This is a genomic window from Chryseobacterium echinoideorum (assembly GCF_007474535.1).
GTDB lineage: Bacteria > Bacteroidota > Bacteroidia > Flavobacteriales > Weeksellaceae > Chryseobacterium > Chryseobacterium echinoideorum.
In genome coordinates this window covers 11,989-26,522 of record NZ_VKNW01000002.1, presented here as the reverse complement: position 1 = coordinate 26,522, position 14,534 = coordinate 11,989, and the positions used below count along the sequence as shown (strand labels likewise).

Here is a 14,534-nt window from a genome sequence, read left to right as displayed (position 1 = left end):
TCACGTGAAACATTTGTAATTATTTGGCTAAATAAACTAGTAATACATTAATGTCTGCAGGTGATACTCCGCTGATTCTTCCTGCCTGTGCAACTGTTTTTGGTTTTAGTTTATTCATTTTTTGTTTTGCTTCAGAAGAAAGACTCGAAATTTGCAAATAATCAAAATCTTCTGGAATCTTAACATTTTCCAAACGATTTAGCTTAGCTACATTTTCTTTCTCTTTTTCAATATAACCTTTGTACTTGATATTTACTTCGGCCTGCTCTCTTACTTCATCATCATATAGAGAAGATACTTCTTTGATAAAATCAAGTTCCTCAAGTTTATTCAAATTCATGTGAGGTCTGGTTAAAATCTGAGCGGCTCTATATGCCTGATCTACAGGACTGCTTTCAATACTTTCTAAAATGGGATTTATCATCCCTGGTTTTAAAGAAGTTTCTCTAAGGAAGCTTTCAAGTTCCTCACTTTTAGACACTTTTTCATGTACTCTTACTAACCTTTCCTGCTTTGCTAATCCTAAATCAAAAGCTTTTTGTGTTAAACGGATGTCAGCATTATCTTGTCTTAAAAGCAGTCTATATTCTGCTCTGGAAGTAAACATTCTGTAAGGTTCTTCTGTTCCTTTAGTAATTAAATCATCTATAAGAACGCCAATATAAGCTTCGTCTCTATTTAAAATAAATTCTTCTTTTTCCTTTACCTTGTTGTGAGCGTTAATACCTGCAATTAAGCCCTGTCCGGCTGCTTCTTCATAGCCTGTTGTACCATTTATCTGTCCGGCAAAGTATAGATTTTCAATTAATTTTGTTTCTAAAGTATGCTTTAATTGAGTAGGTGGAAAATAGTCATATTCAATAGCATAACCAGGACGAAACACTTTTACATTTTCAAATCCAGGAATGTGCTTCATTGCTTTTATTTGAACATCTTCAGGAAGAGATGAACTAAAGCCATTTACATAGATTTCTACAGTTTTCCATCCTTCTGGCTCAACAAATAGCTGATGTCTATTTCTCTCTGCAAAACGGTTAATTTTATCTTCAATACTTGGGCAATATCTTGGTCCTAAACTTTGAATAGTCCCATTGAACATAGGACTTCTGTCGAAACCTTCACGTAAAATGTCATGGACTGTTTCGTTAGTATACACTATATGACAGCTTAGTTGTTTAGTCAACTTTGGCGTATCTAAGTAACTGAATTTTTGTGGATTTTCGTCTCCTTTTTGTTCTTCCATTTTGGAGTAATCAAGACTTCTTCCATCTACGCGAGGTGGAGTACCGGTCTTCATTCTTCCAGCTTCGAATCCTAGTGAGACTAATTGTTCTGTAATCCCAAAAGCTCTTGGTTCACCCATTCTACCGCCGCCTAATTGTTTGTCTCCAACGTGAATCAAACCATTAAGGAAAGTTCCATTAGTTAAAACTACAGAATGTCCTTTGATTTCAATTCCCAATGAAGTAATTACACCAGTAACCCTATTGTTTTCTATAATCAGCTGTTTCACCATATCCTGAAAAAAATCAAGATTCGGTGTATTTTCTAAAGCTAAACGCCATTCTTCTGCAAAGAGCATTCTGTCATTCTGTGTTCTCGGAGACCACATTGCAGGACCTTTTGAAAGATTGAGCATCTTGAACTGGATAGCAGATTTGTCTGCTATAATTCCTGAATAACCCCCCATTGCGTCTATTTCACGAACGATCTGTCCCTTGGCAATGCCTCCCATTGCAGGATTGCAGCTCATTTGTCCTATGGTTTGCATATTCATCGTGACGAGTAAGGTTTTAGAACCCAGATTAGCTGCTGCTGCTGCTGCTTCGCAACCTGCGTGACCTGCTCCTACGACGATTACGTCATATATTTCTGATATCATTTCTATTGCTTATTAAAGCTTATTTTTATTTTTTATCCTCAATGTTTCACGTGAAACATTTATTGATTAGTACGCTTAAAAAACCCTTTAAATGGGCATTTTAGCCCCGATCGAAGCAATTGTTTGAGCTCATTTTTCTTTTAAAAGAAAAATAGCGAGTGCGGAGAGCGGGATTAAGCTCCTAATAAAAGATATTATTCAGAATATGTATTTAAATAATAATCTTCTTTGTTTCGCATTTCTATTTCTTCTTCTTCAGATTTGTCTTTGTAACCGCAGAGATGAAGAATTCCATGTGCCAATACTCTTCTTAGTTCTTCTTCGTAATCTTTGAATAGGGTAGAAGCATTGTCTGAAATGCGTTGCAAAGATACGAAAATCTCACCGCTTATAGTTTTACCTTTTACATAATCAAAAGTGATAATATCTGTATAATAATCATGTTGCAGATAATCCTGATTTACCTTAAGTAAGTAATCGTCATCACAAAAAATATAATGGATTTCCCCAATTTTTTTTTGCTCTGAAAGAATAATATTCTGAAGCCAGGTAATATATTTCTGATCTACAGATGCTGTAATGTTTTCGTAAAAATATTGTATCATGATTTAAAACCAGTGTCCTAAAATTACACTGAATATTCCTTTTTGATTAATTTTAAGTGAATGGCTAAAATTTATTTTTATTTGTCCGAAAGGCGATTTGTATCCTGCAGTGATACCGGCAGAACTGTAATTAAGCTTTACGGTATCTTCAAAACTAATATCATCAGATAAATTTGCAAAAGAAAAATTACCGGTTAGAAAATAGTTTTTATTGAATTTAAATTGTATATCATTAGATATTAAAACAGCATTATTCGAATGTAGCTGAGCAAAATAAAAACCGGAAAAAGATTTGAAATTAATAATATTCTGTTCAAAAACTCCTCCCAATCTGTATTTATAAAATTGCGGAGTATTTTCGCCTATTGTAATTCCACCATATAAATTAAGCTTATAAGTAAATTGTCTTGAAATGGGAATATTGATTTTAATATCAGCCTTTACTTGAACAATTCTTTTCTCTACTTCGGATTTTAAAAGGTCTACTACTTTACCTTCAGCATTAATATAAATTCCCTGAGTGGCAAAATCTCTGTCGTTTTGGGTATCACTTTTCAAAAACACATACGGATTAAGAAATCTGTTATATCTTTTATTTGTTCCATTTGATTCTGCTTCAAAGTAATCATAGCTAAGTCCACCTCCAATAGCAAATTTGTCTCTCCAGATAGATTGTATGTAAGCTTCGTTTCTAAGCCATTCCCATTGGTCTATATTGTAATTGTTCATATCTTTAATATCGAAACTCATACCGGAAGAATAAATTCCAAAACCTGGAATATACCCATTATCAATAAAATAATTTAGATAATATCTGGGGTTATCTCCTACAATAACATCAAATGAGAGATTAGAATTTTTAAATAAAAGTCTCTTTGCTGAATAATTCATCAGCAATCCTGTTTTAAATATTTCATCATAATGGAGACCGACTTTCAGAAAATGTCTTGTTTCATCTTCATTTACATAAAGTTTGAGATAATTGGAACTATTGGAAGAAAGAATATCATAATTGATAAAACTATAATTATTGGTCGCAATGAGCTTATCAATTCCTCGATTGATGCTTCCGTAGGTCTGCATTGATGGCAGCCGCAGTCCCATCTTTCCTAAAACATAGTTTTTGCCGTAGATTCTTCCTCCATCTATCACAACGCTATCTATCTTATAGACATTTGAAAATATTGGATTTACGGGCTGTCTAAGACGGTCGAAGTTTCTTTTCGGGAGCTGATCCAGAATTTCAGTATATTTAAGACCTTCTACAAAACCGCTATCAAGAATTTTTTTCTTATCATCATAGCTTGTTGCAGTCATTCCTGTAAGATTAGGCTTAATATTAATATCGGTAAACTTATATTGTCTTCTTGTATCTTTTTTGATTCCAAAATCTATAATCTGATTGAGAATAGAAATTATGTTGTTTAAATCTTCTCTTTTAGATAAATCCTGATTCAGATCTACACCGATAACAATGTCAATTCCTTTATCTTTTAATGGTTTTGAAGGATAATTAACTGTCATTGCGCCGTCAATATAAATACTGTCACCAATTTTTACAGGATCCATCAAAGAAGGAAAGGCAGAACTTGCCATAATAGACTGTACCAGATCTCCTTTTTCAAAAATTTCCATATTACCGCTTTCCAGATTTGTTGCTACGCACATAAAAGGGATCGGAAGCTTCGAAAAATCATCTATTGTAGAGACATTTTTAAATAATTCTTTTAACAGATAAACATTCTTTTGTCCGGAACTTATTGAAGAAGGCAAAGTAATTTTTCCATTTTGGAGTGGGATTGTGAATAGGTATTTATCAACAGACTTATTGAAAAATGTACTTTCCTTACGTGATTTCGGATCTCTGATGAGAGAGTAGAAGTCGGTATCCATGACAATTTTTTCAATGTCTTTACCGGTATATCCTGCTGCATATAATCCTCCAACAATAGCACCCATGCTCGTTCCTGATATATAATCGACCTTTACGCCTAAAGAATCCAGAACTTTTAGCACTCCGATATGAGAAAAACCTTTTGCTCCGCCACCGGCTAAAGATAGTCCTATCTTAGGATTTTTCGGAATAACAAGATTTTTCTTAACCTGAGCGTTAAGAAAAAATATCTCTAATATGAAAAGTAAAATCAGGAACTTTTTCATAGGCTTTAATCTTTTACATAAATTCTTTTCACTCGAGGCGAAATGGATGTTAAAACTTCGTAAGTAATTGTTTCGCAATAGGCTGCAAATTCTTTTAAACTAGGTTTTGCATTAAAAATTGTAACTGTGTCTCCTTCTTTTATATCGTTTATGTGATCTATATTGATCATCATCATATCCATACAAATACTTCCCACGATAGGAGCCAAAGTTTTATTGATGCCTACATTTCCAACTTGATTTCCGATCAATCTTGGTATTCCGTCGGCATAACCTACAGGTATTGTAGCAATTTTTGTAGGATGATTCGTTTTAAATCTTCTGCTGTAACCCACAGATTCTCCGTTTTCAACTACAGAAATCTGAGAAATAACTGTTTTGAAGCTTACAACAGAGCGTAATTGTTTTTGAATCTCAGAATCTGAGGATTCACCAAGCATTCCAATACCTATTCTCACCATATCATGCTGATGCTCGGTATAATTTGTAATTCCTGATGAATTGAGTATATGTCTGATAGGAGTATAGCCCAGTTTTTCTATTAAATAAATTGAATTTTTTTCAAAAGTTTTTAGCTGATTCAGAGTAAATTCTTTCTCATCAGGTAGATCTGAAGACGAAAGATGGCTGAAAATACTTTGAACTTTCAGATTTTTATTAGCCAGAATATTGCCGAGTTCATTGAGTTCATGATCTTTAAAACCAAGACGGTGCATTCCGGTTTCCAGTTTTATGTGAATGGGATATTTTTTATCATAACCTGATTTCTGAACTGTTTTATAAAACAATTCTAAAACTCTGAAACTGTAGATTTCAGGTTCAAGATTATACTGAATAATGGCATCATAGCTGTGTTGCTCCGGATTCATCACAATAATTGGTACAGTAATTCCTTTCTTTCGAAGCTCAATCCCTTCATCAACAAATGCAACTCCAAGATAATCAATATGATGATGCTGCAAAAATTCTGAAATTTCATAACTTCCTAATCCATAAGCATTTGCTTTTACCATTGCCATCATTTTTGTAGAAGGTTTCAGCAGAGATTTATGGTAATTGATATTATGGAGAATAGCATTGAGATTAATTTCTAAAACGGTATCATGTTTTCTGAGCTCAAGGATATCTTTAAGTTTTTCAATTTCAAATTTCCTTGCTCCTTTTAGAAGGATGAGCTGGTTTTCAAGTTCTGTAAGATGTTTACTTTCAATTAATTCCTGAGTATTAATAAAAGTAAAGGTTTTAGTTTTAAATAAGTCACTAAATTTAGAAATTTCATGTCCGATTAAGAAAATAAAATTGAATTTTTGTTCGTTTACTAAATCTGAAACTTCCTCATAAAGTGCTTCTGAATTGGCATTTACGCCAATAATATCGGTTAAAATTAAAGACTTTTTTGGTTTTTTATATTCTTTCAGAAACTGAAGAGCCGTTTTCAGAGAGTCAAGATCAAGATTGAAAGAATCATTGATGATCATATTGCCTTTGATTCCCTCAATGGCTTCCAATCTCATTTCAACAGCTTTCAAAGCATTGATTTTTTCGATGATCTTTTGATTTTCGAGTCCTAATTCCTTTAATACTGCTATTAACGCTAGAGCATTGCTTAAAGTAGCCTCATCTCTCTGATGTACAGGAAATGAAATTTCTTCATCCAAATATTTAACAACAATATCTTCATTTTTAGATACATTGTTTTTGTAATAAACCTGATTGTGATCTTTAAAGCCGTATGAAATTAATTTTTTACTTGAATATAATTCTTTTATTTTTTTGTCAACCAATGGGTTATTGCCATTATAAATAATGACTTCTGAATTTTTGAAAAGTTTGATTTTCTCATCAATCAACTCTTCTTCAGATTTAAAATTTGCAAGATGAGCAGTTCCGATATGTGTTAACAAACCAATTTGTGGATGAAAAATATTTTCCTGTTTTTCCATTTCGTCCGGTTCCGAAATGCCTACTTCAAAGATTCCGAGCTTGTGAGAATCATTGATCTGGAGAAGAGAAAGCGGAAGACCAATCTGAGAATTAAAACTTTTTGGGCTTTTTACTGTAGAAAATTCGTTCCAGAGACATTGATAAAGCCATTCTTTTAGAATCGTTTTTCCGTTGCTTCCTGTAATTCCTACAGATTTTATGTGAGAATTTTCAAAATGAAATTTTGCTAATTTCTGAAGAAATTCCACACAATTTTCAACAATAATCCATGTGATATTTTCAAACTGAGGATAATGATGTTCGGAAATGATGACGTTTATTCCACGGTCGACCGCAGATTCAATGAACTTTTCTCCTGAATTTTTTGGAGTATTGATCGCTATAAATGCTGTATTTTTAGTAGAATAAATCGTTCTGCTGTCGAAAGCTATATTTTTGATCAATATATTTCTTTCTCCAATAATCTTCGCATTGGTGATTTCTGCAATATGGTTTGTCGTGTAGTTCATAAACTACTTTTCTGTAATTAAGTTATAATTAGAATCAGGATTTCGGAAATTATTAATCATATTTAAAAGATTTATTTGAGTTTCTGAAATTTCGTAAATGATAGAGTTGTGTTTCGTAATTAGTAATTTGTGAAACTCTGTATCTTCATATTTTTGATGAATAAGATTTCCATTTTCAAGCAGAGAAATTTTTCTTTCTAAAATTTCATAAAAATCTTCCAAAACATCAAACCCCCAATTTTTAATAAGAAAATCTTCTAAAATTTCTAAATCCGATTTGGCTCTATTTGTCCAAAAAATATTCATTTTTCTTTTTTGCAATTCTTGCCTTTACTTCGGTCATTACTTCCAGATGTTCGGTTATCCTTCCGTTTTTTACGTCATCTAAACCTTCCTGAATAGCTTTGAGAATATCATCATGCGAAATTTTTTCCGGTTCAATAATTTCTGCAATCTTCAGCAATTCTTCAGGAAGAAATTTTTTTTCTTTCATTTTTCTGAAAAATGTAGGTTCAGATATTCCGCTTTTTTCAATGATATATTTCATCTTAAACGGAGAGTTTTTCAGAATTTCATCAATAGAATTGCTGATTTTGATATAGTTTTTGATTTCCAATATCATTTTATGATAGTTTTTACTATTAATATTTAAACAAAAATAATAATTAATTTGATATTAAATTATTTTTTATTCAAAACTTCATCCACAAAAACTCTTCTGCTCACTGCATCATAAGCTTCTGTTTCTCCGAGTTCTACAAGATCTTTTCCCGCCGATGTTCTCATCGAATAATTAGCAAGATTTCCGGTTCTTCTGCAGATTGCGTGAACTTTTGTCACATATTCTGCAGTTGCCATTAAATTCGGCATAGGACCGAAAGGACGACCCAAAAAATCCATATCAAGACCGGCTATGACAACTCTTATTCCGCTGTTGGCTAACTGATTGGCTACATCTACAACACTTCCATCAAAAAACTGAGCTTCGTCTATTCCTACAACGGCGCAATTAGAAGCCAAAAGCAGGATTTCGTTAGGATTTTCTACAGGTGTGCTTCGTATTTTAGTTTGGTTATGGGAAATTACATCGTCTTCAGAATACCGTACATCGATTTTCGGTTTAAAAATTTCCACATTCTGCCCCGCCATTTCTGCTCTTCTGAGTCTTCGGATCAACTCTTCGGTTTTTCCGGAAAACATTGAGCCACAAATAACTTCCATCCAACCGCTCTGTTTGGAATGATTAATTGTATTTTCTAAAAACATTTGTTAAATTAGCCGTAATATTTTAACATCAAAAGTAAGCAATTTTAATAAGAATCTACAATGCAGAACATTCAAGATTTAAAGGATAAGATTTTTTCCGAATCAAGGAATATCATTCATATTCTGAGCGGCGTAAATAACGTCGAAGAGCTGATTTCAAAGCACGATCTTGCTGATGATCTTGCAGAGAAGATTTCTTTTTTAAAACTTTTAAACAAGAATCTCCGGAATTTTGATAATCAATTGTATTCTGAAAAGCCACAACATTTTGTTCAAAATGAAGATCTCGAAGAAGAAGCTGTATTTAATAATGAGCTGAATGAGATTGGCAGTGAGTATCCTTCAGAATCTGAAAATAGCACTGAAGTAAAAGAAGAAGAGGCTATTTTTAATCACCAGATCAATGAAATTATCGAAAGTGATCTGCATGAGGAACTAGTTAACTTTGTTGAAGAAAATAAACCCGAAGCTGCCACAGATTTTGTTTCTGATGAAATTTCGGATCATCTTGAGGAAGAAGCTGTATTTAATAATGAGCTGAATGAAATTGAGGAAGAAGAGCCGGATAATAAAGACCTTGTTCTAAGTTTTGTGGACGAAGAAAGGATTCTGGAAAATGCCGAACCTGAAGATAATTTTAAACAAGAAGATGAAGAGTTTTCTGAAAAAAACAGTTCTACGGAACAATTGAGTGAAGCTGATATTCAGCAACAAAACCAGCCGGAAATTTCAGAAAAAATTGCTGACATTTTTGATTCCGATCATTACGAAGAAGAAGAAGATATCCTGATCGAAGAAACAGAAAATCATGATATTTCTGATGCTGTAAAACTGAATCAGGAAGAAATAATTACTGAAAACTCTAACGTAGAAACTGTGTTAGATGAAATAAAAAAAGATTTTCAAAATCAGGAAGATATAGGTGATGAATCTGATAGAAGCAAAGTTATAGATATTGAGAATCCGGTTTCCGAAACTGTAAGAGAGACACCTCTTTCGGATCAGAGTTTTGAAAATATTGAAGCCTATAAAAACGAAAAGAAAATAAAACTGGCGAATATAAGAGGGCTGAAATCTATCCAGACTTTGTTTGATGATGACCCTCTGGAAAGAGAAAAAGAAGAAAAGCCAGAAACTTCGGTTATGAAAGAGGATGCAGGTAGTTTGTTAAAAAGCAATATTCCAACCGACTTTATGGAAGCCCCAAAACCAAGACCTGAGTTTAGATTGGATCTAAATGACAGGCTTGCTTTTACAAAAATACTTTTCGGAGGCAGCCAGACAGATTTGAATAATGCTATTTCAGAACTCAACAGATGTAAAAATCTTGAAGAAGCCAAAGAGTATCTCAGTGACCTCTATTATGATAAAAAATGGGATAAGGTAGATGAATATGCCCAAAGACTTTGGCTGTTGGTAGAAAATAAATTTATGTAGTTTTGAGCGGAATCCTATACTTTGTACCTACTCCTGTAGGAAATTTAGATGATATGACTTTCAGAGCAATAAAAACCCTGAAAGAAGTGGATTATATTCTTTGTGAAGATACCCGAACTTCGGGAATTCTCCTGAAACATTTTGAAATAGCTAAACCTCTGAAATCCTATCATTTACACAATGAACATCAGGCTACAGAAAAAATAATTACTGATCTTAAAAACGAGCAAAATATTGCGATCATCACTGATGCAGGAACACCGGGAATTTCAGACCCGGGTTATTTACTGGCAAAAGCAGGATCAGATCATAATATTGAGATGATTTGCCTTCCCGGAGCAACGGCTTTAATTCCGGCTTTAGTGGTTTCCGGTCTTCCCAATAATGAATTTCTGTTTGCAGGTTTTCTTCCACAGAAAAAAGGACGGCAAACTAAACTGAAACAGCTTGCGGAAGAGAGAAGAACGATTGTTTTGTATGAAAGCCCTCATAAAATCAATACTACTTTGGAACAGATCAAAGAGTTTTTCGGTGAAGAAACCAAAGTAAGCTTAAGCCGCGAGATTTCAAAAAAATTTGAAGAGACTAAACGCGGAACAATTGATGAATTAATTGAATTTTCTAAAAGCAAAACTTTGAAAGGAGAGATTGTTTTGGTAGTGAATAATTCTGTCAAATAATTAATTATGGGAAATATAGCTTTATCAATCGATGAGCAAATAGATCTACTAAAAAGTAGAGGTTTATGTTTTGAAGGTTTTACAACTCAAAAAATAAAAGAGATTTTATTAGATATTGGGTACTATCGATTAGGATTTTATTGGTATGATTTAAGAGACGGAACAGGTTCGCATCGTTTTATTGAAAAAACAAAATTTCAAACGATTATTGATCTTTATTATCTAGATAACGATATAAGATATATCTTAATTAAGTATTTAAATCGAATTGAAATAAATTTTAGAACATCACTTGTTTATTATGTTTCGGTAAAATATAAAGATGATTCATTATGGTTTGTAAATGATGAAGTAATGGAGAATTCTTTTATTAAAGATTTTGATAATCATTATAATGAAGATTTTAAATTAAAACATTACGTAATAAAAAATCATCATAGAAAATATCCTAGTAGCAAATATGCACCAGCTTGGAAAACGCTTGAAAATTTTCCATTTGGATCAATCTTTAAGATTTATCAGAATATAAAAAATGAAGAAATTAAGGAAAGAATATCTGAAAAGTTAGGAATTAAGCCAATAATTAAGTTCAATAAAACTTTTAAAGGTTTAGTCCATATAAGAAATAGATGTGCTCATGCTGCGATATTATACAATTATTATTTGCCAACAAGTTTGCCAACCATTCCATCCATAATGTATAAAGATGATAATAGAAGCAATTTAGGAGTTATTGTAAAAACTATTTCATATGTTTTAAATCAAATTTCCTCTAATCGTAAAAATGATTTTGAAATTGAAATCAATGATTGTCTAAAAAAATTTCAGAATTGTCATGAAGCATTTGAAATTTATAGTGAAAAATCAGGATTAATTATGTTTAATACAAAATAAATCATATCTTTGCAAAAGAAAGTGCCTTTGTATACTAGATATATAGGTGCACTATAAAAAAAGAACGTAGGCTCACAATTTATTGTGAGCTTTTTTTATAAATTTGAAAAACTTTATAATATTATATATGAAACTATTGGAAGGAAAAGTAGCACTAATTACCGGAGCTACAAGAGGAATCGGAAAGGGTATTGCAGAAATTTTTGCTCAGCAAGGAGCAAAAGTAGCATTTACTTACGCAGGCTCTGTAGAAAAAGCAAAAGAATTAGAAACTGCTTTAAGTTCTGTAACTCAAATTAAAGGTTATCAGTCTGATGCTTCAGATTTTGAAGCGGCTCAAAAATTAGTAGATGAAGTAATGACTGAATTTGGAAAAATTGATATTTTGGTCAACAATGCAGGCATTACAAAAGATAATTTGTTGATGAGAATGTCAAAAGAAGATTGGGATACCATTATCAAAGTAAATCTGGACTCTGTATTCAACCTTACTAAAGCGGTAATTAAACCGATGATGAAGGCAAAATCTGGTTCTATCATCAATATGACTTCTGTAGTAGGAGTAAAAGGTAATGCAGGACAGGCAAACTATGCCGCTTCTAAGGCAGGTGTTATCGGATTTACAAAATCTATTGCCTTAGAACTGGGATCAAGAAATATCCGTTGTAATGCAATTGCTCCGGGATTTATCGAAACTGAAATGACCGCAGCTTTAGACGAAAAAACAGTTCAGGGATGGAGAGACGGAATTCCTTTGAAAAGAGGAGGGCAGCCTGAAGATGTAGCTAATGCGTGTGTGTTTTTAGGAAGCGAAATGTCTTCTTATATTTCCGGTCAGGTTCTGAATGTAGACGGTGGAATGCTTACTTAACAAACAGAAAATTAAATATAATCCCGCAAAAAAATTTGCGGGATTTTTATTTTAATCCTTAAAAACCTGATTTTCCTGTTCCTGAACCCTTATAAAAGTGGTTCTTTTTGACAGTTCTTTCAAGGTGGAAGCACCAACATACGTGCAGGTAGAGCGAACACCGCCAAGAATATCTCTTATTGTTTCCGACACGGCACCTTTATATTCTACTTTCACCGTTTTACCTTCGGAAGCTCTGTATTCTGCAACTCCGCCCGAATGTTTATCCATTGCAGTTTTGGAGCTCATTCCATAGAAAAGCTTATATTTTTTACCGTTTTCTTCCACCATATCGCCTCCGCTTTCATCGTGACCGGCAAACATTCCGCCCAACATAACAAAATCTGCGCCTCCGCCAAAAGCTTTGGCAACATCTCCCGGAACTTTACACCCTCCGTCTGCAATAATATGACCTTTCAATCCGTGAGCTGCATCAGAACATTCTATAATTGCTGAAAGCTGTGGATATCCGACTCCTGTCTTTACTCGGGTAGTACAAACCGAGCCGGGACCAATGCCGACTTTTATAATATCTGCACCCACCAAAAGAAGTTCCTCTACCATCTCGCCCGTTACCACATTCCCAGCAATGATAATTTTATCAGGGAAATTCTGTCTCGCTTTTTTTACAAATTGTACAAAATGCTCAGAATAACCATTGGCAACATCTATGCAGAGAAACTCAATTTTTGGATGTTGTGTGAGAATTGTTTTTATTTTTTCTTCATCGCTTTTTCCGGTTCCTGTACTCAATGTGATGTATTGGTAGAATTCATCACTTTTATCTTTCAGAAAATCAGCCCATTCGTTTACAGAATAATGTTTATGTATGGCAGTGATTATTTTCTCTTTTGCAAGTTCAGCTGCCATTTCAAAAGTTCCTACCGTGTCCATATTGGCAGCGATAATCGGAGTTCCTTTCCATTTTTTTTGGGTGTGAAGGAATGTAAATTCTCTCTCAAGGTCAACTTCAGAACGAGATTTTAACGTTGAACGTTTAGGACGAAACATTACATCTTTAAACCCTAGCTTTATATCATATTCTATTCTCATAATTTGGAAAAATATTTTAATTAAAATTAAGGAAAAGATTTAAAAGATAAGTTTTGAAATAAACTTTTATGAAAATTTTAAATCCCAAGAGGTATCACAATAGATGCTAATCATTCACGATTTTTGAGATTTTGTGAAAGTGTTAATTGATAAAATCACATTTTCATCTTATTTTGAAATATCTTACATTTGGTTTTATGGATTTTCCTGTTACTTTTCAGATTTTTGATCATACAATCCTTGCACATCCTGTTCTTGAAACCATTGGGATTTTCATCGGAATGCGGTATTATTTTTATTTAAAACGGAAGTCAAAAGAAAAGCTGTCCTTCAACACTTCTGCTGCGGTCTTAATCGGAGCTACGGCAGGAGCATTATTGGGTTCAAAGCTTATTGGGAATTTAGAAAATCCGGATGTGTTTTTTAATGATTTTGATTTTAAAAGATTCTGGACAAACAATACCATCGTTGGTGGACTGGCTTTTGGTTTAATGGGTGTAGAATGGGCAAAAAAAATTGTCGGTCACAAAGAAAGCACAGGAGATTTGATTGTTTTTCCTTTGATTCTCGCAATGATGATCGGCAGAATCGGATGTTTTCTGACCGGAATTCACGAAGAAACATATGGAATTCCTACCAATTTTATTTTCGGAATGCATTTAGGTGATGAATATCTTCGGCATCCTGTTGCGTTATACGAAATTGCTTTTCTTATGGTCTTATGGATTGTTTTAAAAATTATCCAGAGGAAAAATAAATATCCTTCAGGTTTTGTTTTTCAGATATTTATGCTGAGTTATTTCAACTTTAGGTTTTTTCTGGATTTTATTAAGCCCAAAATAGAAATTATAGGAAAATTGGGAACCATACAAGTAGTTTGCCTGATGTTCATATTATATTATATTTATGCTATTAAAAACACTATATATTTAATGAACATTAAAAACACAATTACAATATGAAAATACTTACGCTTTTAGAGGTGGGAGGTTTAGAAGTCTTTGTTCTAATTATAATAGTAATTATTCTCATCGTTGCCTTATTGATATCCGCAATGATTACAGCTCTTGTTAAATTTATTTATGAGTTTAATAATAAGAAAAGACTAACGAAAAAACAACTATGGCAAATTATGATTATTTGCTTACTAGTTTGCGGATTAATTAGCGGTTTTGTGTGTGGCGGAATGTAAAA

The 14,534-nt window shown here is 33.0% G+C and carries 14 protein-coding genes; 6 read left to right on the top strand and 8 right to left on the bottom strand.

Annotated elements, in window-relative coordinates; genetic code table 11:
• Window positions 1-19 precede the first annotated feature (19 nt).
• From mnmG to FOL89_RS02500, 7 genes are all read right to left on the bottom strand, one after another.
• Window positions 20-1,882, bottom strand: a complete 1,863-nt coding sequence (gene mnmG, locus FOL89_RS02530) for a tRNA uridine-5-carboxymethylaminomethyl(34) synthesis enzyme MnmG (protein ID WP_144281282.1) — start codon at window positions 1,880-1,882, stop codon at window positions 20-22.
• 194 nt (window positions 1,883-2,076) lie between these two features.
• Window positions 2,077-2,487 carry an rRNA maturation RNase YbeY gene (gene ybeY / locus FOL89_RS02525; protein ID WP_144281281.1) on the bottom strand — a complete coding sequence of 137 codons (411 nt, stop codon included), beginning with the start codon at window positions 2,485-2,487 and terminating at the stop codon, window positions 2,077-2,079.
• Window positions 2,488-2,490: 3 nt separating this feature from the next.
• Window positions 2,491-4,647 carry a patatin-like phospholipase family protein gene (locus FOL89_RS02520; RefSeq protein WP_144281280.1) on the bottom strand — a complete coding sequence of 719 codons (2,157 nt, stop codon included), beginning with the start codon at window positions 4,645-4,647 and terminating at the stop codon, window positions 2,491-2,493.
• Window positions 4,648-4,652: 5 nt separating this feature from the next.
• On the bottom strand, window positions 4,653-7,100 hold the full coding sequence (locus tag FOL89_RS02515) for a bifunctional UDP-N-acetylmuramoyl-tripeptide:D-alanyl-D-alanine ligase/alanine racemase (protein ID WP_144281279.1): 2,448 nt from the start codon (window positions 7,098-7,100) through the stop codon (window positions 4,653-4,655).
• Between the two features lie 3 nt (window positions 7,101-7,103).
• On the bottom strand, window positions 7,104-7,406 hold the full coding sequence (locus FOL89_RS02510) for a type II toxin-antitoxin system RelE/ParE family toxin (protein ID WP_144281278.1): 303 nt from the start codon (window positions 7,404-7,406) through the stop codon (window positions 7,104-7,106).
• A complete protein-coding gene (locus tag FOL89_RS02505; RefSeq protein ID WP_144281277.1) occupies window positions 7,384-7,722 on the bottom strand; it encodes a hypothetical protein in 339 nt (112 codons plus the stop codon). The genes FOL89_RS02510 and FOL89_RS02505 overlap by 23 nt, the downstream gene beginning before the upstream one ends.
• Window positions 7,723-7,781: 59 nt before the next feature.
• Complete coding sequence (locus FOL89_RS02500) at window positions 7,782-8,366, bottom strand: thymidine kinase (protein ID WP_144281276.1); 585 nt, start codon at window positions 8,364-8,366, stop codon at window positions 7,782-7,784.
• Between the two features lie 60 nt (window positions 8,367-8,426).
• Between FOL89_RS02500 and FOL89_RS02495 the strand changes: the two genes are divergently transcribed.
• The 4 genes from FOL89_RS02495 to fabG all read left to right on the top strand — a co-directional run bounded on the left by FOL89_RS02495 (window position 8,427) and on the right by fabG (window position 12,248).
• Window positions 8,427-9,803: a ring-infected erythrocyte surface antigen domain-containing protein gene (locus FOL89_RS02495; protein WP_144281275.1), complete on the top strand. Its 1,377-nt coding sequence runs from the start codon at window positions 8,427-8,429 to the stop codon at window positions 9,801-9,803.
• A gap of 2 nt (window positions 9,804-9,805) precedes the next feature.
• Window positions 9,806-10,483 carry a 16S rRNA (cytidine(1402)-2'-O)-methyltransferase gene (rsmI, locus tag FOL89_RS02490; RefSeq protein WP_144281274.1) on the top strand — a complete coding sequence of 226 codons (678 nt, stop codon included), beginning with the start codon at window positions 9,806-9,808 and terminating at the stop codon, window positions 10,481-10,483.
• A gap of 6 nt (window positions 10,484-10,489) precedes the next feature.
• On the top strand, window positions 10,490-11,377 hold the full coding sequence (locus FOL89_RS02485; protein WP_144281273.1) for an Abi family protein: 888 nt from the start codon (window positions 10,490-10,492) through the stop codon (window positions 11,375-11,377).
• 127 nt (window positions 11,378-11,504) lie between these two features.
• Entirely contained in the window at window positions 11,505-12,248 is a 744-nt protein-coding gene (gene fabG / locus FOL89_RS02480; RefSeq protein WP_144281272.1) for a 3-oxoacyl-[acyl-carrier-protein] reductase, read from the top strand.
• A 51-nt stretch (window positions 12,249-12,299) separates the two neighbouring features.
• On the opposite strand, the gene FOL89_RS02475 is transcribed toward fabG, so the two are convergent.
• The gene (locus tag FOL89_RS02475) at window positions 12,300-13,340 is read right to left on the bottom strand and encodes a GMP reductase (protein ID WP_144281271.1); all 1,041 of its coding nucleotides are present in this window, start codon (window positions 13,338-13,340) and stop codon (window positions 12,300-12,302) included.
• Window positions 13,341-13,537: 197 nt separating this feature from the next.
• Here FOL89_RS02475 and FOL89_RS02470 point away from each other — a divergent pair, with 197 nt between their 5' ends.
• A complete protein-coding gene (locus tag FOL89_RS02470) occupies window positions 13,538-14,302 on the top strand; it encodes a prolipoprotein diacylglyceryl transferase (protein WP_144281270.1) in 765 nt (254 codons plus the stop codon).
• Window positions 14,299-14,532, top strand: a complete 234-nt coding sequence (locus FOL89_RS02465; protein ID WP_144281269.1) for a hypothetical protein — start codon at window positions 14,299-14,301, stop codon at window positions 14,530-14,532. Before FOL89_RS02470 ends, FOL89_RS02465 begins: the two co-directional genes overlap by 4 nt.
• Window positions 14,533-14,534: the final 2 nt, after the last annotated feature.